General features: G+C 48.0%; 18 protein-coding genes. 7 read left to right on the forward strand and 11 right to left on the reverse strand.

The genetic code is table 11. The features are described 5' to 3' along the window. From pyk to dnaK, 6 genes are all read right to left on the reverse strand, one after another. Positions 1-1,149: pyruvate kinase (gene pyk, locus QHH26_12745; protein MDH7482825.1), on the reverse strand; the 1,149-nt coding region annotated here is incomplete at its 3' end. Continuing rightward, positions 1,146-2,456, reverse strand: coding sequence for a phosphopyruvate hydratase (gene eno / locus QHH26_12750; GenBank protein ID MDH7482826.1), 1,311 nt, complete (start codon positions 2,454-2,456; stop codon positions 1,146-1,148). The genes eno and pyk, both read right to left, overlap by 4 nt. Before the next feature lie 415 nt (positions 2,457-2,871). After that, a complete protein-coding gene (locus tag QHH26_12755; protein ID MDH7482827.1) occupies positions 2,872-3,210 on the reverse strand; it encodes a MerR family transcriptional regulator in 339 nt (112 codons plus the stop codon). Between the two features lie 67 nt (positions 3,211-3,277). Continuing rightward, positions 3,278-4,156, reverse strand: coding sequence for a DnaJ C-terminal domain-containing protein (locus QHH26_12760; protein MDH7482828.1), 879 nt, complete (start codon positions 4,154-4,156; stop codon positions 3,278-3,280). 81 nt (positions 4,157-4,237) lie between these two features. After that, entirely contained in the window at positions 4,238-4,681 is a 444-nt protein-coding gene (locus tag QHH26_12765) for an Hsp20/alpha crystallin family protein (GenBank protein MDH7482829.1), read from the reverse strand. Positions 4,682-4,772: 91 nt separating this feature from the next. Then, positions 4,773-6,605, reverse strand: coding sequence for a molecular chaperone DnaK (dnaK, locus tag QHH26_12770; protein ID MDH7482830.1), 1,833 nt, complete (start codon positions 6,603-6,605; stop codon positions 4,773-4,775). Between the two features lie 692 nt (positions 6,606-7,297). Here dnaK and QHH26_12775 point away from each other — a divergent pair. Genes QHH26_12775 through QHH26_12785 form a run of 3 tightly spaced genes read left to right on the forward strand, consistent with a single transcriptional unit; the run spans position 7,298 to position 10,768 of the window. Next, complete coding sequence (locus tag QHH26_12775; protein ID MDH7482831.1) at positions 7,298-8,191, forward strand: cytochrome c3 family protein; 894 nt, start codon at positions 7,298-7,300, stop codon at positions 8,189-8,191. After that, complete coding sequence (locus QHH26_12780; protein MDH7482832.1) at positions 8,191-8,922, forward strand: hypothetical protein; 732 nt, start codon at positions 8,191-8,193, stop codon at positions 8,920-8,922. Before QHH26_12775 ends, QHH26_12780 begins: the two co-directional genes overlap by 1 nt. Beyond that, a complete protein-coding gene (locus tag QHH26_12785) occupies positions 8,897-10,768 on the forward strand; it encodes a cytochrome c3 family protein (GenBank protein ID MDH7482833.1) in 1,872 nt (623 codons plus the stop codon). The genes QHH26_12780 and QHH26_12785 overlap by 26 nt, the downstream gene beginning before the upstream one ends. A 3-nt stretch (positions 10,769-10,771) precedes the next feature. Here the strand turns inward: QHH26_12785 and QHH26_12790 are convergent, their stop codons facing one another. Both QHH26_12790 and QHH26_12795 read right to left on the reverse strand, forming a co-directional pair. Further along, a complete protein-coding gene (locus QHH26_12790) occupies positions 10,772-11,620 on the reverse strand; it encodes a Gfo/Idh/MocA family oxidoreductase (GenBank protein MDH7482834.1) in 849 nt (282 codons plus the stop codon). A 71-nt stretch (positions 11,621-11,691) separates the two neighbouring features. Continuing rightward, positions 11,692-12,405 carry a prolyl oligopeptidase family serine peptidase gene (locus QHH26_12795; GenBank protein MDH7482835.1) on the reverse strand — a complete coding sequence of 238 codons (714 nt, stop codon included), beginning with the start codon at positions 12,403-12,405 and terminating at the stop codon, positions 11,692-11,694. Positions 12,406-12,580: 175 nt separating this feature from the next. On the opposite strand from QHH26_12795, the gene QHH26_12800 reads away from it, so the two are divergent. From QHH26_12800 to QHH26_12815, 4 genes are all read left to right on the forward strand, one after another. Continuing rightward, entirely contained in the window at positions 12,581-13,912 is a 1,332-nt protein-coding gene (locus tag QHH26_12800) for a glycosyltransferase (protein ID MDH7482836.1), read from the forward strand. A gap of 19 nt (positions 13,913-13,931) precedes the next feature. Continuing rightward, a complete protein-coding gene (locus QHH26_12805) occupies positions 13,932-14,615 on the forward strand; it encodes a hypothetical protein (protein ID MDH7482837.1) in 684 nt (227 codons plus the stop codon). A 38-nt stretch (positions 14,616-14,653) separates the two neighbouring features. After that, a complete protein-coding gene (locus QHH26_12810; GenBank protein MDH7482838.1) occupies positions 14,654-15,484 on the forward strand; it encodes a tetratricopeptide repeat protein in 831 nt (276 codons plus the stop codon). A gap of 177 nt (positions 15,485-15,661) precedes the next feature. Continuing rightward, entirely contained in the window at positions 15,662-16,984 is a 1,323-nt protein-coding gene (locus QHH26_12815; protein ID MDH7482839.1) for an HD domain-containing phosphohydrolase, read from the forward strand. A 3-nt stretch (positions 16,985-16,987) separates the two neighbouring features. Here the strand turns inward: QHH26_12815 and QHH26_12820 are convergent, their stop codons facing one another. The 3 genes from QHH26_12820 to QHH26_12830 all read right to left on the reverse strand — a co-directional run bounded on the left by QHH26_12820 (position 16,988) and on the right by QHH26_12830 (position 21,443). Further along, positions 16,988-19,534 carry a glycoside hydrolase family 2 TIM barrel-domain containing protein gene (locus QHH26_12820; GenBank protein MDH7482840.1) on the reverse strand — a complete coding sequence of 849 codons (2,547 nt, stop codon included), beginning with the start codon at positions 19,532-19,534 and terminating at the stop codon, positions 16,988-16,990. 90 nt (positions 19,535-19,624) lie between these two features. Next, complete coding sequence (locus tag QHH26_12825; protein MDH7482841.1) at positions 19,625-20,638, reverse strand: uroporphyrinogen decarboxylase family protein; 1,014 nt, start codon at positions 20,636-20,638, stop codon at positions 19,625-19,627. Positions 20,639-20,804: 166 nt separating this feature from the next. Beyond that, on the reverse strand, positions 20,805-21,443 hold the full coding sequence (locus QHH26_12830) for a hypothetical protein (GenBank protein MDH7482842.1): 639 nt from the start codon (positions 21,441-21,443) through the stop codon (positions 20,805-20,807). Positions 21,444-21,789 lie beyond the last annotated feature (346 nt).

Genomic DNA, 21,789 nt, shown 5'->3' on the forward strand with positions numbered 1-21,789 from the left:
TGCAGTTGCGCCAGATGACGTCGGCGTTACTATCGCAGTGGCATTGAGATCGCCAGCAATTTCAACGGTCGCTTGGGCGATTGCTTCGGTTACCGTATTCGCCGCACCTAATATTTTCTCCTTCTGCACGGCCCTATAGTCTATAGTCTCCTCAGCTTGAACAGCGATTTTCGACATCATCTCGACTGCCTCAATGGGAAACGCCCCAATTGCTGTCTCACCTGAAAGCATTGTGGCATCCGTTCCATCGTAGATTGCGTTTGCCACATCGGTAACCTCAGCGCGGGTTGGACGCCTATTCCGAATCATTGAGTCCAGCATCTGGGTGGCAGTTATGACCGGTTTCCCTGCCTCATTGCACTTCCGTATAATCATCTTTTGAACCACTGGAACTTGCTCTAGAGGCATTTCAACCCCGAGATCGCCCCGCGCAATCATGATCCCATCTGCCGCATTAATGATTGAATCTATCTCTTCGACCGCCTCGGCTTTCTCAATCTTGGCAATCAATCGAACAGGTTTTCCAGCATCTTCGATAATTTTCCTAATCGGTGCAAGGTCGCTTGCAGACCTAATGAACGATGCCGCAACCCAATCAACATCTTTTTCTAATCCAAACTTCAAATCCTCTATATCGGCTTCTGTGACTGATGGGAGGCTAATGCGCGCTCCTGGCATATTGACGCCCTTATGAGCGCCCAGCACGCCACCAATGACTACTTGTGTGATTATATCCGTCTCGGTGGCGGATTCGATTTTGAATTCAAGTTGCCCATCATCTACAAAAATTCGCCTCCCCGGAACCGCCTGACGAACTAACTCCGGATACGGCAAATTCACTTCCTCAGCGCTTCCCGGGACATCGCGTGTGGTAAAGATGAAACGCTGTCCGGCTACGAGGCTTACTCCACCAGGCGGCATTCGACCTGTTCTCAATTTTGTGCCCGGCAGGTCCTGAAGAATAGCAATCGGCGTCCCTATTTGCTCTTCAATTGCTCGAATTTCTTGTATCCGCTGGCCGTGTTCCTCTCGTGTGCCGTGCGAAAAATTGAGGCGCGCGACGTTCATGCCAGCTTCTGCAAGCCGCCGAAGCATTTCTGGTGATTTGGTCGCAGGGCCTATTGTGCAAATAATTTTGGTCCGTCTCACGATTTTCTAAGATTGTAGAACACGTCAAGGCCACGGAAAACCGCTGTGTCGGCCAGCTCCTCTTCAATTCGCAGGAGCTCGTTGTATTTTGCAACTCTGTCGGTGCGCGATGGTGCACCAGTCTTGATTTGGCCGGTATTCATGGCCACTGCAACATGAGCGATGGTTGCATCTTCGGTTTCGCCCGAGCGATGGGATACTACTGCAGTGTAGTTATGGCGTTTTGCTAACTCAATCGCCGCCAGCGTCTCAGTCAGCGTGCCAATCTGATTAAGCTTTATTAGAACGGAGTTCGCTACGCCCATTTCGATGCCTTTTTTAATTCGTTCGGTGTTTGTTACAAAGACATCATCTCCAACGAGCTGAATCTTTTTCCCAAGCCGCTCCGTGAGCATCTTCCAGCCATCCCAGTCATCCTCAGCCATGCCGTCCTCGATTAGAATAATTGGGTATTTTTCAACTAAGTTAGCCCAAAAATCTACCATCTCTTCTCTAGTCTTTAGTATGTTCGATTTCCAGAAGAAGTATTTTCCTTCTTCACCCTTCTTTTTAGCCTCGTCATAAAGCTCAGATGCCGCTGGGTCAAGGGCAATATACGCATCCTTGCCCGGCTGGTAGCCTGCCTTCTCGATAGCTTCGACAATGACTTCTATTGCCTGCTCGTTGTTCTGGAGGTTAGGGGCAAATCCACCCTCATCACCGACAGCGGTACTCATTCCTTTGCTCTTTAGAACTGCTTTTAAGTGGTGAAAAACTTCGGCACCCATTCTGAGAGCTTCTGCAAAGTTTGGGGCGCCTAAAGGCATAACCATGAACTCCTGGAGATCAACGCTGTTGTCTGCATGCTTGCCACCATTGAGGATATTCATCATTGGAACTGGGAGCTCGCGTGCGCTAGTTCCTCCAATGTATCTGTAAAGAGGCAAACCTAGCGACTCAGCAGCCGCCTTTGCCACCGCAAGCGAAACACCTAGAATTGCGTTCGCTCCAAGGTTGCTTTTGTTTGGTGTACCGTCAAGTTCAATCATTAGTTCGTCAATTGCAACTTGGTCGGTGGCGTCTAAATCAATGATTTCGGCAGCAATTCGCTCGTTTACATTATCAACTGCCTTCTTTACTCCCTTTCCAAGGTAGCGAGACTTGTCGCCATCCCTAAGCTCAACTGCCTCGTGGGCGCCAGTAGAGGCTCCAGAGGGAACCGCCGCCCTGCCTATGCTTCCATCGTCAAGGTGAACCTCAACCTCAACTGTAGGATTCCCTCGTGAATCGAGGATTTCCCGCGCTAGGACATATTCTATCGTCGGCATGTGCAAACCTCCATGAAATAGTATCCGCAAACAGGTTTCTGCCCGTCAGGTAAGGCAAACCGCGTAATTATATCACAGGAGGTGGCAATTGTAAACCTGATGGCCTTTCTCACGAACGATATTTTAATGTCTACCCTAGCTTAAGAGAGAATGCTGGCGCAATTGAGCAAAATAGCAAATCGCAAGGGAAGTAAAGAAACAATAGGGGCTTCTAGCAATATAAGCCGGAGACTGGACATGCCCAAAGTAGGCTTCAAGCTAGTTTCTAATTGAGCGGTTACAGGCTATGAGCAGAAGAATGAATGGACCACGTTTGCTTTCGTGGTAGTGGTCGTCGAGCTTTTCTTTAGTAAGCCCATCTAAGTTAAACCTATTGCCTACTATATGCTAGTTAAATACACCGTATTTGTTATAACTAACGCTGCTGCTCGAGCTCCATTATTCGGCGTTCCATCTCCTCCCGCATGCGGTTCATCTCTTCTTCCATGGTTTTCCGCATGTTTTCCATCTGCTCGAGCAGGCGAAATATGACTTCAACGCCGGCAAGATTGACACCTAAATCCTGTGTGAGACGCTGAATTTGGCGCAGTCGCTCAATGTCGCGGTCCGAATACATGCGATTTTTTCTTCCAACGCGCTTGGGCTTGATGAGCCCGATGCGCTCATACATTCTGAGCGTCTGCGGATGCATCTCACACAGTTTAGCCGCTACGCCTATCATGTATACGGGTTCATCTTCATCTCTCTGCGCCATTATATGTCACTCCCTTCACAGACCACAGACGGCGTTCTGTTTTCCAAAACAATAATCCGCCTGCGTTCTATGCTGCCCCAGCAAGCTCCTGGATTATTTCCCTCTGCCTCTGGGTCAAATGCCTCGGCACAGCAATCTGCACCCGAACATATAGGTCGCCTCTTCCAGGCTTATTCAAACGGGGCATTCCTTGGCCAGCAAGCCGAAATGTCTGCCCTCCTTGTGTGCCCGGCGGCACCTTCATCGTAATACGACCCTTGAGCGTGGGAACGGTAACCTCTCCTCCAAGGGCAGCTGTGGCGAAAGGTATGGTTACTTCTGTGTATAAATCATCTCCTCTTCTCTCGAAGCGCGAATCCGGCCGAATCCTTACTATTAGGTAGAGATCGCCTCGTTCTCCTGTTGGACCAGGAGCACCTTTGCCTGCAAGCCGAATCCGCGACCCATCAGCAACACCAGGGGGAATTTTAACTTCGAACCTCTGTGGAGGCTTCCCTGGCTCGATGGGAATCGAGAATGTTTTTGTTGCCCCTTCATATGCCTCTTGGAGTGTGACCTCTATTTGCGCTTCGACGTCTGCCCCCCTAGCTGGGCGTGTGCGCATTCCTCCGCGAGGCCCAAAGAGCATGTCAAAGAAATCGCTAAATCCCCCAAATCCACCTCCAAGGTCAAAATCGCCAAACGTCTCGTAGGTGAAACCTCCCGGCCCACCCGCCGTAGCAGCCCAAGGTTCGCGACTTAGCATATCGTACTTTGCGCGCTTCTCCTTATCGCTTAATACCTCGTAGGCTTCGCTAATTTCTTTAAATTTTTCCTCCGCTTCCTTGTTGCCAGGGTTTACATCCGGGTGGTATTTCCGGGCTAGCCTACGATAGGCTTGCTTGATTTCCTTTTCGGTGGCGTCTCTTTTTACTCCGAGTATGGCGTAATAATCTTTGTAGTTCATAGGAGTTCGAACATGAAGGGGGAATGGGAAATGTTTGCGACTCGGTTCTCTTTTTTAGCTCATTCCCCCTTCATTGACATGTTATTCTATAGCTACCTCGACCTTCTTTGGCTTAATTTCTTCTGCCTTAGGGACGGTAACCTCGAGTATGCCGTCCTTGTACGTTGCCTTAATTTCGTCGGCCTTTACTGGCACATTCAGTGTAAACGAACGCTGAAACTTGCCATACGCCCGCTCAATGCGGACATAATTTTCTTTTCCTTCTTCTTGTTCAAACTTGCGCTCTCCACGGATGGTGAGCGTATCGCCATGCATCTCAACATCCATGTCTTCTTTGCTCATTCCAGGCAGCTCAGCCCGGAGCACGAACTTATCTTCGTCCTCAACCACATCCACAGGCGGCGCCCATGACCTCGAAGCTGGCGCTCCTCGTCCAGGTCTTGTCATAGCTTCTTGGAAGAGCCTATTTACATCCTCACGCAAGTTTTCCAACTCACGAAATGGATCCCATCTTAAGATACTCACGGCTGTTTCACCTCCGGTTAAGAGATTTTTACACTGCCGTCCATGGTGCGGCTCGCAAACATCAGCGAGCCACACCCATCAGCGTTCGTCGTTACTGCTCTTTAAATTCGGCATCTATGACGCCCTCTTCGCCAGGTTTGCCCTCCTGTCGGGCGCCTGCTTCAGCGCCTCCGGTTGCTGCACCTGCCGCCGCTTGCTGGTACATGATCTCTGAAAGCTTATACGACGCCTGCTGTAGGTTGTCGGTCGCCTGCCTGATTCGTTCTATGTCATTCGAATTCAGCGCCGAACGCACTTCTGAGATTGCGTTCTCAATATTGACTTTTTGGTCACTCGGAACTTTGTCGCCCAAGTCGCGCAGAAGCTTCTCGGTTTGATAAATAAGACTGTCAGCCCTATTTCGTGTCTCCGCCGCTTCTCGGGCTTTTCGGTCCTCCTCCGCATACCGCTGGGCATCCGCGACCATGCGGTCTATCTCTTCTTTGCTCAGCCTAGTTGAACCGGTAATTGTAATGCTCTGTTCTTTTCCGGTAGCTTTGTCCCTGGCTGAGACGTTGACTATCCCATTCGCGTCGATATCGAACGTCACCTCAATTTGAGGAATACCTCTCGGCGCCGGCGGTATGCCAACGAGATGGAACCGTCCTAGCGTCTTGTTGTCTTTTGCCATTTCGCGCTCGCCCTGAAGGACGTGAATTTCAACGTCTGTCTGGCCATCCACGGCGGTAGTGAAAATTTCGCTTTTACGAGTAGGAATTGTTGTATTACGCTCAATCAGCTTTGTAAATACGCCGCCAAGAGTTTCAATGCCCAAGGAAAGCGGCGTCACATCGAGCAATACCACGTCCTTTACTTGACCGCTCAGAACACCCGCCTGAATTGCCGCGCCGATTGCAACAACCTCGTCCGGATTCACGCCCTTGTGAGGCTCCTTGCCGCCACCAAGCCGCTTAACAAGCTCATAAATATGTGGCATTCTCGTTGCACCGCCAACGAGTATAATCTCATCAATGTCTTTTTCTGTTAGGCCGGCATCGGCTAGCGCTCTCTTGAAGGGGCCAATTGTGCGCTCTGCTAAATCAGCTGTTAGCTCCTCGAATTTCGCTCTTGTTAGGGTCATATCGAGATGCTTCGGGCCTTCCTGTGTCGCCGTAATGAACGGCAGGCTGATGTTTGTATGCACTACACTGGAAAGCTCAATCTTCGCCTTTTCGGCTGCCTCCCGCAACCTCTGAAGAGCCTGTCGGTCCTTGCGCAGGTCAATACCTTCCTGCTTCATAAACTCATCTGCAACATAATCTACAATGCGCTGATCCCAGTCATCGCCGCCTAGTTGGGTATCGCCAGCTGTGGCTTTTACCTCGAATACGCCTTCGCCGACTTCCAGTATCGAAACATCAAAAGTGCCACCGCCCAAGTCGTAAACCAGGATGGTTTCGCTTTCTTTCTTGTCAAGACCGTATGCCAAGGAAGCAGCGGTGGGTTCATTGATAATCCTCAAGACGTTCAGCCCCGCAATCTCGCCCGCTGTTTTTGTAGCAGTTCGCTGAGCATCATTGAAGTATGCTGGCACCGTAATAACGGCATCTGTTACCTTTTCGCCAAGGTACGCCTCCGCATCCGTCTTCAGCTTTTGAAGAATCATTGCGGAGATTTCTTCCGGCGTGTATGTTTTGTTATCAATGGTCACCTTGTAGTCTGTGCCCATTTTTCGTTTGATAGAAGCTATCGTCCGCTCGGGATTGAGAATAGCCTGGCGCTTTGCAGGTATACCCACAAGCCGCTCGCCCGTCTTAGTAAAGGCCACAATTGATGGTGTTAGTCTCGAGCCTTCTGCATTTGGAATTACTACGGGCTCGCCACCCTCCATCACGGCTACAACGGAGTTCGTAGTTCCTAAGTCAATACCAACAGTTCTGCCCAATTAAGGTTCACCTCCTGATAAACTTCATACCCTTGAGTCTGCAAAACTAAACTGAATAGCAATCGCTTAATAGCACATCTTCCTAAGCCTAAGTGGATTATAACACTTGAGTGTCATATTGTCAAGTGTTTTGATAAAAAATTTTCCATTTATATTATTGGCATTTCCTTAATAGTTTTCATTACTTTCGATTCCCAACACATAGGTTAATCGCATGTCTTCCCAATTTACCTCTCGGTATGATATACTAAAAGTGCCAACTGAGATTGTCATATCAAAATCCGATGGAAAAACACTCTATAATTTTAAATACCATAGCACCACCGCTCGGTTTTCTCGCTTTTTTGGCTTTGTTTTCTTCTTTTCTTCCAGGAGTCGCACTTGCAGACAATTCTCAATGCATGATGTGCCACAGCGCCCAGAGTTTGAGCAAAACCTCTGAAGGAAAGCAAGTTTTACTATACGTTGACGCAGAAATTTTATCCAAATCGTCTCATAGGGCTTTGATGTGCACGGACTGCCATACCGATTTACGCGGCGAAAAATTGCCTCATCGTCCAAATGTTGCCCCCGTTATGTGTACCCGATGTCACGGCAAGAGAAGTGCCGATGGGGATAGAGATATTATACTCATGCGCCAATTTGCTTCCAGCGTCCACGCACAAACTGCCCGGCAAGGAGACAAAAAAATAGTGCATTGTAAAGATTGCCACGGAACCCACGACATTAGACCAGCACGCGATCCGCATTCTATGGTTTCGCGGGCCAATATAGTTGTAACTTGCAGCAAGTGTCACTCTGACGCCGCCACCGCCGCTAGATACAACCTAACTAATGTAAAAAAAATCAGGTTGTATACGAGGAGCGTCCACTGCAAGCTAAACAAGTCAAATGGCCTTCCACCTACTGCAGTTTGCACCGATTGCCATGGGACGCACGAAATTCTTGCGCCTGAAAACCCCAAGTCATTGGTCAACAAAGCAAACATATCTAAAACATGCGGGGAATGCCATAGAAAGCAGTTAATAACTTACCAGAAAAGCATCCATGGTGAAGCAATCATGAGTGGCATGTTAGATGCGGCGGCATGTAGCGATTGCCATGGAACCCACTTAATACTTCCGAGTTACAACCCTGATTCTACGGTTTACCCTACCAACGTGCGGATGACCTGTTCTAAATGTCATGAGAACCCAAAGATTCAAGAAAAATACAAAATTCCTGCAAACCGGCTAGCATCATATAACACTAGCTATCATGGCATCGCAAATAGATATGGCAATGTATTAGCGGCAAATTGTGCTTCTTGCCATGGGTCCCATGACATCAGACCATCAAGAGATTCTAGGTCGGCAACAAATAAGAAGAACCTGCCCAAAGTGTGCGGCAAGTGTCACCAAACAAATGCTCAGAACTTTGCTAAGGGCAGTGTTCATTTAGAACCCTCGCCCCAAAAGGACATAGTGGTTTTCTGGGTTGGCACAGCATATCGAGTGTTTGTCTCTCTAATAATACTTGCTTTTTGCGGTTACATTACGCTTGACCTACTGGCGCACTTAAGAAACAAAAAGAGAGGTAACGGATAATGGCGCTTGCAGAAAAAAGACAAGCTGAAAAAACACGATACTTCGAGCGGTTCTCTTTAAATCGAAGGATTCAGCACATTGTGCTTATGTTTAGCTTCACCCTGCTTGTTATTACAGGCCTGCCGGTGCGCTATTCAGATTCGCAAATTTCTGCAACGATAATCCAAATAATGGGTGGATTTACAGCGCGGGCAATACTACACCGTGTTGGCGCAGTAATCTTAATATGCCTAGCAGTTTATCACGTTATCCACACTGCATTAACCCATGAGGGACGCAATGAGTTCAGAGCACTTCTTCCAAGATGGAAAGATTTCACAGACCTTTTTCATATGCTTAAGTACTACTTCGCCCTTGCTAAAAGTAAGCCAAAGTTCGACCGATACAATTACATCGAAAAATTCGAGTATTTCGCAGTTGGTTGGGGCTCTGTAGTGATGATTCTAACTGGTTTTATACTCTGGTTTGAGGATAAATCAATAAACATTCTTCCGCTTTGGGCACTTGACGTTGCAAGAGCAGTACACAGCTGGGAGGCATTGCTTGCGTTCCTAACCATCCTTATTTGGCATATGTACCATGTGCATCTCAAACCAGGACATTTTCCTATGGACAGAGTCTGGATTGACGGCAAAATATCCGAGGACAAAATTAAGCACAATCATCCGCTTGAATACGAGCGCATAGTCAATCAGGCAGAAAAGAATGAGAATGCAATCATCGCAAAGTGAAGAGGGGCGCGGAATTATCCGCCGCTGGTTAACTTCGAAAATTACCATACCCATTTGCCGATGGGTTGTGAGCTGGTGGCTACTCCTCGCCTTTGCGGCTCCTGTTTTAATTGGCGTTACAGGCGGCGTTGTTTACTCAAAAAGGCCCATTTTCTGCACTGCATGCCACGAGATGCGCTTTGCCATCCAAACCTGGCGCGTGTCTCTCCACAAAAATGTCTCCTGTGAGCAATGCCACGTCGTGCCAAGCATTAGTAGCATGATACGTGCTAAGAGGGGCGATGGCGAAAAGTTTTTGTACGAAACTGAGCTTGGTAATGAATCAAAGAACATCCAAGCTAATATCTTGAACGCCAATTGTGAAAAATGTCACACCAATATAGCGGATTCTATAGTCCACCACAACCTCAAGATTACCCACAGAAGACACCTAGAAAGAGGCATCGAGTGCACATTTTGCCATGACGATATCGTCCACGATCCAGATGCAACTACAAAGGATATTCTTAAGAACACCCTTAAGAATATCCTCAAAATGACCGTCTGTTTCGATTGCCATGACGGCAGAAAAGCAAGCAATTCCTGCAACCTATGTCATGAGACATTTAGTTCAAAGCAAACAGATAAGTTTTCATCTGAATGGATAACAACACACAAGCAAGCGATTGCCAAGCATAACGCCTACCTCAAAAGGTACCTCAATGAAGAGTTCTGTAAGAATTGTCATCGCTTTGCAACTGCGAGCAAGATATCAACAGAAACCTCTTCCAACAAACATAAGCAACCGGCTCACCCCTTGGGTTGGATTAAAACCCATCCAGAATCAGCAAAGAAGAATCCCGGAAACTGCGTAAACTGCCATAAGGAAGGATTCTGCATTGCATGTCATCAAGAAAAGATTCCTGCCTCACATAAGGATTCAAAGTGGACTAGTATTCACGGTCGGCAAATCACCCAAAATGCAGAAAGCTGTCTGGCTTGTCACAAATCCGCCTTTTGTCTGAAATGCCACGAAACAAAGCTTCCGCCTTCGCACGACTCAAGCTGGGTCAAGCGGCATTCAACACAGGCAAACATAGGCAGAAAGACGTGTGAAACATGCCATACAAAAGATTACTGCAGGAGTTGTCATGGCCTTGACATGCCACATCCACAAAACTGGCAAACTAGGCATACGTCTGCCGCATTGAAAAGCAAACAGACCTGCCAGCGCTGCCACCAAGATGACTTCTGTACCTCATGCCATCTCAGCAGTCGCCCAAAAAGCCACACTTTCGATTGGGTCAAGACGCATGGGTCTAGTGCCAGCAATCGGTCGGCTTGCTATGGCTGCCACGATGAGCGATTCTGTGAGTCATGCCACGCCACCACCATGCCTGCTTCACACAAGGGTAATTGGCTGAAAACCCATGGCAAAACTGCAGTGAAAAACACTAAATCTTGCTTGGTCTGCCACAGAACTCAAAGTTGCTCTGATTGCCACAAAGTTGAGATGCCACACAAGCCAAGCTGGTTGATGGGGCATAAGGATTCAGCAAAGTCCGAGTCAACAGCATGCCTCCGCTGTCATAATTCCTCTGATTGCGCTAAGTGCCACAGCGCAGCTCCCGCATCCCATGCGGGCGAATTTAAGAAAAAACATTCCGAGCAAGGAAAGGCTTCGCCCCAACTTTGCGACCTGTGCCATGGTAAGGATTCATGCCAGAAGTGCCATGGGGTAGAGATGCCGCATCCATCCAATTTTATCATGGAGCACAAGAAACACGGCGCCAGCCTTGCTCAAGGCTCTCCGTGCTTCAAATGCCATGAGGAGAAATACTGCCGAATGTGCCATCCCTCAAATTGATTGCTAAATCTCAACCCACAATCCGCCAGCAGCTAGAGACTGGTCTGCATATTCGAGAACCGTGACCAGCTCCATGGCAAGCTCACCAGGAAATGGTGGAATGCAGATCCGAAAGAATTCGATTACCCTCTTCATAAGGTTCGCATAAAAGCCGTCATAGTCCTGAATTGTTGTATAAAGGTATTTTTCGCGGTTAAGTCGGATGCCAAGGGTCCACGGAAAAATCTGCCACATATCGCTCGACCAGCGGACTGTCACAAAAGCCTTTCTTCCATCGCCATAATCGAGAGTTACCACACGGCTGGACTCCGTGCCGGTGTCTATCAGCCGCTTAATACCAGGACCCATGACTCGCAGTGCCATCGAAAGCGTATGGAGCCCATAGTTCTTCCACTCGCCCATGCCGGTAACAAAGACTTCCGCAGGTGGCTCAGCTATCTGATTGAGCAAATCCTCAAGCTCGACCGCAAAAGCAAGGGCTGAACTCGATGTAATTGGTGTGTTATGCTTTCTTGCAAGCTCAACAATTTCTTTGGCCTCAGAAACTTTAAAAGCAAGTGCCTTATCAATTGCAGTAGGTTTCCCATAAGGGAGAACCTCCCTCGCTAGTTTTAAATGGTCATCTATATTGTCGGGGGCTAGGATGAATACCGCATCAGACTTCTGACATACTTCGGCAATGCTCCCCGCCCTTGGGACGCTATTCTTTTCGCACCAATCGCCATCCTTTGGGTCCGATTCCCACGCTATGGCAACCTCTGCTCCCAAATCTGATAGCGGCCCGCGAATCAACGAAAGAAACTTGTCCGCATGATAGTTGTTTAGATGATGGTCAACAAATCCTATGCGCATTGAAACCTCCTCAGCAGAATAATGTTAGCCTGCCAATCTCGGCAGCATTAACTATCAAGACTTACATCCACCTACTTAGCCTTTTCATGCTCGAGAAACCATGCGCCAAGATTTTCCTCTCGATAAGCCTTGTCCCACGAATTGTGGCCGACGCCAGGGTAAATGGTCAGCTTCGGCGAGCCACCCGCCTCCTTTATCCATTTCTCCATCTCATATGCCTTCTCCACCGGTACGACTTGGTCAGCGTCACCGTGGAAAATCCACACAGGAAGCATAGCGACCTTATCGGCGAGCGACTTTTCTCCATACCCGCATACCGGCGCAATCGCGGCAAAGAGATCTGGATGGCGAGCAGCGATTGCCCACGTCCCATGACCACCTTGCGAAAGCCCCGTAAGGTAGAGCCTTGACTTATCAATCTTATATTCGAGGCAGGTTTTCTCCAGAATTGAAAGGACCATTGCCTCCTCATCTTCCCACTGTGTCTCCGGCGACTGCTTTTGCGGAAACATGACAATAAATGGCCACTTTTCCGCGTCCAACATAATAGCCGAGCCAAAGTGGAAAACCTGCCTCCATCCATCGGAACCGCACTCACCTTTACCATTTAGGAATATAATCGCAGGCAATGCTTTCTTTCCATCATAGCATAAAGGGACGTAGACAACATATTTATAGTCCTTCCCTCCAACAGAAACCGTCTTAATAAGAAACCCCTTTGAAATCTCAGCGGTGGCAACGGTAGCAAAAATCAAAGCCGCACATATGCTTAAAATCAACACCATGTGTGTCAATCGAATCACCCCCAAAAATATTTGCTGACTGTATCTTAGCAAATTACCTCTCGGAATGGAAATGGATGTCCTCTAAAGCCCTTAACCCCAATTTCCGATAATAAAAAGTGTCTTGTGATTGCCCCAATTTTATGGAATAAACTATTTTCCTTAAGGAGAGCAAAAAATGAAGATTCTCCACGTCACTTGGGGTCAACCTCCTGACCATCTCACCCTGGGACCTGTGGCATACACTCAGGAATTGTGCGACCAGCTCTCTATCGCCGGCCATTCCAGCTCAATCCTAGCAGCATGCCCTAGGCAAGTTGAAGGGGGGTTGGGGTTCGCTGTTTTTCATCAAAATTACAAGGGTTTAGATATCTATGGGGTTACCAACCGTCATGTGGAATTCGCAGATTTAAACCATCCATTGCGCGAAATGCAAAACACCGAAAGCGAGATAGTGCTTCGCTGGACGGTTAACCAGAAGCATCCGGACATTATCCACTTCCACAATCTAGCCGGGCTTTCGGCTTCCCTTTTGCAAACCGCCTACGAAATGGGAATTCCTTTTGTCGTAACTTTACATAATTACTGGTTCATTTGCCCAAGACACGATCTCCTGGATAGACACAATAGGGTGTGCTCAGGCCCCGGAGATGGCACCAAGTGCGCGGAGTGCATCCCACCAATAGAAGGCGAACCTGATGTGAAGGACAGGGCTCTCGCCTACGCAGCCCGCTATCGAAACATTATTCGATGGCTTAACAAAGCTAATGCAATAATTGCGGTCTCAAACTATGTGCGCAACCTTTATCTGGAACATGGAATAGCCCCAGAGCGAATAATTACAATTACTCCAGCAGCGGGAACAGCTGAACAACTCTGGGCAACAAAAGACAAGTTTCTGCGGCAACAGAGCGCAAAGATTACGTTTGGTTTCCTTGGAACCATTATTTTCAGAAAAGGCGTTCACTTACTTCTTGATGCCGCCGAAATGCTTCACGACGTCCGAGACAAGTTTGAAATAAGCATTCACGGCTCAATTGCTGACCATAATTACGCACGCGAAATTGAACGCCGCCTCCAAGAGGATAACAGGTTCCTACCCAAAGTGGAATTTGCAGGTTATTACAAGCCCGACCTACTTCCGCATATCCTTGGCAACATGTCCGCCTGTGTGGTGCCTCCTTTATGGCATGAACCTGCGCCGCGAACCGTCATGGAGGCTCTTGGCGCAGGCGTGCCGGTAGTTGGTGCGCGCGCAGGGGGGATACCTGAGTGGATTAAACACGGCAAAAATGGCTTTCTCTTTGAAATGGGAAACACTCGAGGATTAGCTTCGCATTTGCGATATCTAATTGAAAATCCGCAAACGCTAAACATGCTTAGGTCTAATATTGCACCACCTAAACCAATGGCTCGCCATGCTGAGGAGATAATTGCCATCTACAAGTCCGTGATGGCGCGTCACAAGAAATCAGCAACCAATGGCAAGAAAATGCGCAAGGCGGCATAAACGTTTGAGGTGAACTAAGGTGCAACATAAGAATGCCATAATCTATTGTACAAACATAACCTGGAACTTAGGGATTGCAACACCTGCGTGTTTGAATTGGGTTGATGGCCGTCCAATCATACACCACCAACTAGACGCGCTCGACGACTATGATAATGTGGTAGTTGTGGCAGGATTCAAAGCAGCGCAGATCATGCAGGCCGTCCTTGCGCGGCGAGAAGACGCCATATTCGCGGTCAGCCACGATTTTGAAACTGCGACCGAAATGGACATGCTAAGGCTAGGTACTGTTGCCCTCGACAAACCGTTCATTTCCCTAGAAGGCAGCTTGCCTCTCACAAAGGAAGCCTTAAATCTGATTGAAAATGCTCCCTGCCCATCTGTAGGCATTAGAAAAGTTCGTTCATTAGAGCCAATATGCGTCGAACTGCAAATAGAAGGATTGCAGAAAATTGCAACGGGTTTTACTAAAGAGTTGAGAACTCACGAGTTGGCAGGCATAACTAAGCTGCATCCTCAGCACGTAATGGAGGCTGTTGATGCCGACTATATTTATCAAGCGGTCGAGCGTTTCCTGCCAGTACGAGCCATAGAAATAGATTCAATAGCAGTGATGACCAGCCCCAACCATGAAAGCGCAGAATCTAGAATCAACAGGAATGCATTGGAAGCCGCTCTTTTAAGAAGCTTGGCAGGTGCATAGGACAACTTACGATTATGATTTTTTGAGGTGAGCACTGGATGGTCAAAGTCGCAAGCAAAAAAGTTCCAGCTAGGAAGAAAAAAAGTGAACCCTGCGGCTGTGGAGTGGATTACCATTATGATCCCGGATGGACCACTCCTGAACAAGATGAAATAATCGAATCAGAGAAAACAAACTCAATGACCCCAAATCGCGCTCAGAAACACGAAATCTTGAAAAGAGTGTATGCCCGCCTTGGACACATTGAGCGCGCAAAGGAACACTTGACAGAAATTCTTCGACTTCGCCCCGATGATATCCGTGTTATTACTGAGCTGGGCGACGTTGAATATAGCCAAGCAAGATACCCGGAGGCCAAAGAGAGATACTCTGCTGTCCTTGAAATGGGCCATGACACCGCCGAAATCAGATACAGATTGGGGCTATGTGCTAAGAATTTGGGTGATCTCGAAACAGCCGAGAAGCATTTTCGCCGGGCAATCGAGCTGCGGCCAACTTACCTCGATGCCCACGTCGAACTCGGGCGACTCTACGGCGAACGGAATCAGCTGACCAATGCACTGCAGTGCTTTGCTAAAGCTGTTGAGATAGACCCAACTTATGCAGATGCTTATTTCGCAGCAGCTAGAATGCTTGCAACCTCGGGCAGGTACAAAGATGCCATTGACGTGTACCGCGCAGGCCTTTCCTATAGCCCAAGAAACGCTCCAGTATTCGTCGAGCTTGGGAATTGTTACATAGAGATTGGTGCCTATGAGCTAGCAAAAATGGCTTTCCGGCAAGCACTTGCAATACGCCCAGATTTCGATGAGGCAGAAAAGGGCATTTACTTTATCGAAGAACTTTCTACCAAGCGAAAGGCAGCATAATAAATACAAAGCTCTTCTCGGATTGGCGTAACCCATACAATTAATACCTCTCTCAAACCCCGTATTTCTACCTGTTTTATAAAGAAGCTGTAATTTAAAAGCTTGAAGGACTACTTTCTTTACTATTTTTTCCGAAAATTCTAAAAGGGACAAAAAGCTTATTGGAGGAGAGTCCGAATGGTACCGATGTCCGGCTTTAATTTTGCAATCACAAGCTCGCCTATTTTTAGCTCGAAAGAAGCGGCCATTGCTTATCAAAACTCTCTCACTGGCGATTGTTCAAGGCTTTTCTCAGATATAATAGCTGCAATGTCTTATGTTCTTGATTTACAAGAAGATCCGCGGCTGTATCACGCATGGCGCGTTGCCGCGGTAGCAACTGCAATGGCCGAGCAAATGGTCCCAGGGCAAGCTTCGGATATCTTTTTTGCAGCTCTCCTCCACGATGTGGGCTGCATGGGAGCATTCCCCCATATAGTTCGCTTTCCAACACTCTATAGCCAACTATCTAGACCAGAGATAGTCACCCACCCAGAGCGCGGCGGCGAAATAGTTCGAGGCATCCCAGGACTCGAAAAATCCGCTGACTTCGTAGTAGATCACCATGAATGGTTTAGCGGAGCAGGCTATCCCAAGCGCAAAAAGGAAGAAGAGATAGCCCTAGGAGCGCAGCTCATTCGGATTGCCGACAGCGCCGATGTAAGCAGGCGCTTCAAGCCAGAAGCATCATTAGCTGAGACCCTCGAAATCGCTAGAATTGTTGGAGGCATGGAGGTATCCCTGGAAGTAGCCGATGCCTTCAAAATGGTTCTCTCCAATGAAGATTTCTACCGCGATTTGGTAGATGAGGATAGACTATTCAGGCTAATCCAAAGGTTCGAGCTGGATGTCGGAACGCCGGTATTCCAACCCAACAGCGATTTGCTGGGCACAGTCCTGACTGTGTTTGCACGTGTCATTGACAGCAAGCATGGCTTTATGTCTGGCCATTCCGAGCGCGTCTCTAAATACAGCGTTGACCTCGCAACAGCTCTAGGAATTCCACACAATGAGGTTACAAAACTTCGGTTTGCTGGATTGATTCATGATGTCGGCAAGGTAGCAGTTCCAAGCTCAATAATAGATAAGCCTGGCCCACTTGGACAAAGTGAAATCTTGCAAGTCAGACATCATCCGGTGCTGACAATGGATATCATACGAAACATAGCTCACCTTTCTGAGCTAGCTTGGATTGCTGGCCATCACCACGAGCGCTGGGACGGCACCGGCTATCCCGACGGCCTCGCCGGTGAGGAGATTCCCTTGCTTTCCAGGATTATGGCCGTCGCTGATGCATTTGACGCAATTACTTCACCTCGGTCATACAAGGAAACAAAAACGCCGCGGGAAGCGCTGAGGATACTTTACGAAGCCTCCGGCACGCAATTTGACCCACAAGTAGTAGATGCCGCTCACGCAGTATGGGGCTCCTGGGAGTCACAAGCTCTTAGAGCTGCGTGATACCTATTGAAGTTCAAACTCAATGTTTTCCGATGAATTTGCCGCTGATACAGTGACGGCAAGAGGCATAGTCTTAGAGTCATCTACTACCATTCGGACAATGCGCTTCTCGCCTGGTGGAATGTCAAAAAAATTGTCGCTAAGCTTTGCGCCAACGTCAGAAACCCTCACGTTTACCAGCCGACCATAGAGTGCTGACGAAATTATAAAATCGGCCGCCAACCTATTGCCTAATCTAGCAATGTTGCCCATTTGAACGGATAAGCGCGTTTCCGGCCACTCAATATCTCTAAACTCCGCCGGGAAGTAGAAGTTTTCTGACGCTATCCGACCACCTACTAGCAGCTGCGCTTGCGCAAAGCACGTGCGAGGATTTTCCATCAAGGGATGGGGTAGTCGCATGTCCCATAACATGCGCGAAGAGTTCGCTGGAAGCTTTACTGGAAGAATGCGTGTCCAAGAGATACCTCCGCTAAACCTTTGGCAGCGGAGTAGCAATCTGCCTGTGCGCTCCTTCAATTCATCGTTTATAAGCCAGACTCCCACCCTGCCATCGCCCATGTCCTGAAGTGAGACCAACAAATTCGCAAAAGCGCGACGAACAAAGTAGTATGCAATCTTGGGGTTAAGATAGTAATCAACAACAGCATCCGAAAATTGCGGCCAATTGTCATATAGGTTCCAATATAATAAACCGCCGCAGGAGAATTTCCTGCGGCGGTAGTGCTCTATCCACTCTTTATACGCAAGGGCCTGGATTAGCTGAGTCAAAAACGCATATTCCTCCAGGCTGCCAGGACGCTCAAATCCAAAGTTTTCTATTGCTTTGTCGAGCGCCTCTCTACGGCGTGGGTCAAACCGCTCAACCGTGCCAAAATGGAAATCCCACAATTTGTTCTCAGGCGGCCACAAGCTCTCTTGAGGTATAAATTTGCACACAGATTCCGGCCAAGGAATCGAGAGATGCCCAATCTCGCTAACAAAACGACTCTCATCTTGAGAATAAACCACATCCTTATACGATAACCCATGGTGCCAAATATGGTTATCGCCCTCAAGTTGACTCATTGGGTTGGGGTCGCCAAAAGGACTGCAAGGACTGCTCCAAATATATGGCCTTGTCGGGTCTAGTCGCGTGCAAACATCTGGTAAAACGCTTCTGTTGATTGGATTTTTAGTTATGTCCATTCCCTGCCCGCAGGTTGTGGCATCCACTTCGTTGTCGCCGCACCAGATGACAATTGAAGGATGATTTCTAAGGTTAGTTACAACTTTCTCAGCCTCATATTTCACTTCCGAAAGGAACTCCTCATCATGAGGATAGCCAGCGCAGGTGAACATGAAATCCTGCCAAACCATAATTCCTCGCTCGTCACACAAGCGATAGAAATAAGGATCCTCATAGATGCCGCCGCCCCAGATACGGAACATGTTGATATTCTCAGCCACCGCCATATCTATAAGCTTTCGGTATTTTCTGCGGTCAATGCGGGCGAATATTGCATCCCCAGGAATCCAGTTGGTCCCCTTGGCGTAGACCTTCTGCCCATTGATAGCAAAGATAAAGCTGTGGTAGCCATCCTCCTGTAGCTCTTGAATAAGCTCTACCGAACGTATACCAAACACAACCCTGCGCTTTTCCCCAACGCCGAAATCTGGGATGGCTTCAACCGAAAGCAAATAGAGGTTTGGCCGACCAATGTTCCACGGCCACCAAAGCTTTGGGTCATTAATAGGCAATTCAGCAATCACAGTTGCAGTCTCACCTGCAATCTTATACGGGAGCGATAGTTCGGAAGAATCCTTCCGATTCCTCGCTATTATCTCAAGCGTTCCGGATTTCGCCCGAGTACCATTTTGGCGCAAGGTAATCTCTAGGTTGATTACTGCATGCTCCAAGCTTTTTAAAATAGTGCGAACACATACATCCTCGATTGCCACATCGCCTCTTCTTGAAAGATACACCGGCCGCCAAATACCCGTGGTTACAATTCGAGGCGCGATATCCCAGCCATACGACATCTGAGCTTTCCGCACATAAAGCCTCTCATGAGTCTCAAAGGCAGCAATCATTCCATCAGTTGACCTACTCTTGACAGCTTCTAAGGGGGAGGACAGGCGCACTGCAACCAAATTCTGCTTCCCATACTCCAGCAGGTCCGAGATATCAAAAGAACAAGGCACAAACATGTTCCGGTGGCTTCCAACCCGTTGTCCATTTACCCACACAGTGGCAAACGTATCCAAACCACCAAACTGGAGCTCAATCCTGCCGCCTTCCATTGCTTTGGGAATAAAAAAGGAGCGGCGGTACCACCACTCCTTTTCTTCTGTCCACTTGCAATCCAGATAATTCAGACCATAGAAGGGATCTTTAATCTTCCCAGCTCGCATTAGGTCAAGATGGATGTCGCCGGGTACTACAGCTTCGAGCCATTGTTTAGCATCGTAGCCTGGAAGATGCGCGCCAGCTTTCTCGCCCATGCCTTCTTCGAACCAAGCTAGCGACCATGTTCCATTCAGACTAATCGTTTTATTGCCATCACCCATATTTTAAAGCCCGTCAGGATAACTCAATCGGCAGAATCAAAATATGATTAAAAAGCATTCCGGTTTTTACAAATGTGAGTTGTGTATTAATTAGCTATCGTAAACACCAAACTCGCGCCAGGCCTCAAACATTGCTCGAACGTTTTCTAGCGGAACATCTGGCGCAATCTCCCCATGCCCTATAAGGCCGCCATTATAGCTTCCTAAGGCTTCAAAAACCTCACGAACGTGGGCTCTAATTTCGTCTCGCGTGCCGTGGGGGAGTATATGCTGACGGTCAAGATCAGAGCGAAACGCAACCTTGCCGCCAAACTCACGAGCCAACGCTTTTAAGTCCATCACACAGTGTTGGACATTTAGCACATCTACGCCAATCTCAACCAGGTCATGCAATATTTCCCAAGTCATACCGTCAGAATGAAAGTGAACGTGTTTACCTGCCGTTTTGCATGGCTCGAACATGCGCGCATAGGCTGGCTTGTAAAACTTTCGCCAGAGGTCAGGGCTGATGATAAGCGATATCTGAGTGCCCCAATCATCGCCAAAATGAAAACCGTCAACGTCCGTCATCGCCGCCTTGCGCAGATATTCCAAATGATGCTCTACAAGGCGGTCGCGAAGTTTGTAAGCTTCCTCCGCCCCTATCGCCAGATCGTACATCAAGTTTTCATAGCCACGAAGCCACTGCATTCGCTCAAAAAGATTTATCCCGCCAAGCATAGCATAATGGTCATGCGACTTCCGAAGAGATTCTTGAAAGCTTCTGAACCAATCATCATCTGGATTCGGAGGAAACCTATAGTTATCGAAATTACTCCAATCGGCCAACGGATGCCCAACTGGAATGCCAAGCATTCCATCGCGGTCATTTTGCCATACGACGCCCCACTCGTCGGTATTAATCCCCTTCCGGTAGCCCGGCGGGAGATTCTCAATCTGAGGAATTCCCCAACTGCCGCCGAAGTCATCCCTGAACTCATCTAGGAGCTCAAGGAGGGGCTGGCCATGGACGATAATCGCCGCCGGGAGAACAGCATGCAAGAGTGGAACACGGTCAGGCCCTTTAAATTCAATTGCTCGTATTACCCGCTCGCGACTATTCATGCATGCGCTCCTCAAGCTGAAATAAAAATACACATAAACAATTAGAGGATAGCTTTGTGAAATCCTCTTGAAAAATTGGGTGAGATTGCAGAACAAAAACAAACCCTTGGTACTTAATGAAAAATTGCTAGGGGATTTCCAAAACGATGCGATATCTTCGACTTAGCTACGGCAAGAGCTGGCGCAAGTCATCAATTGCAATTCCATTGTCCTTGGCGGCAAGCACAAGAATTCTCAAGCTTTTCATTGTAAGAGCATTAATCTTACCAATTTGAGAGTTGTATTTCTGTGCAATATCTTTGCTTCGAGGACTGCTCGTCCAGAGCACAACAATATCGCAAGCTTGACTCCTAGCCGTATATGCACTGGACATCAAGTCCGCTGCCTGCCTAAGCTGCTCCCGCGAAACCAGAACACGTGGGACCACAAGCGCTTTATATCTCGATGATGCATTTTTGTTAGCCAAAGATGCATCCGAAAAGGCGTCTTGAACTCGCGCAAGGTCGCCAGTGTGTTTCGATAGCTTGCCCAATTCTGCAAACGCCCGTTCGTTAACTTGATCAGCCTTGTGCGCAATTGCAAAAAACTCCCGCCCAAAATCTGCAAATGCCTCGCGTCGCTCCAAAACTATGCGTGGGGTTTGTGGGTTGCCATTCTGCACCTTCGATCGTAGACTAAAAACTGAAGCCATCACCGTTAAGAGAAGAATTGCGAGAATGGCGCCAGCAGGAGCAATGAGGCACGCTCGCCAGTTAAAGCCATTTTCCTGAATTTTATAATGCTCTGCCGAGTTTTCATCCACCATCGCTTATAAAATGCTCCACAAGCTTGAGATTATCACGCAACTTCATACCCATCATCCGCAGAGATTAATTAACACCATCGAAACCAACTTTAGGTTTCTTTAAATGTGCAATCTAAAAGCCGCAGACCAGCAGTTTTTGCAGGGTATTGCAAGCTTAATCTTTAAGTTTTCACAAATTGGCACGATTCTTGCAGGTATTTTTGCTTGGGAAAGAACAACTTTCCCCTTCCTTTCACTTTTGCCGTGCCCGGGGTGGCTAGGCTCGTGGCACGGGAGCCCGTTTGCTCCATAGCAACGGGCTTTTTTATTTGACACATCTTGAACCAACCGTTATCATAGGTGGTAG

This window comes from Armatimonadota bacterium, from assembly GCA_029907255.1.
Classification (GTDB): Bacteria; Armatimonadota; UBA5829; order DTJY01; family DTJY01; genus JAIMAU01.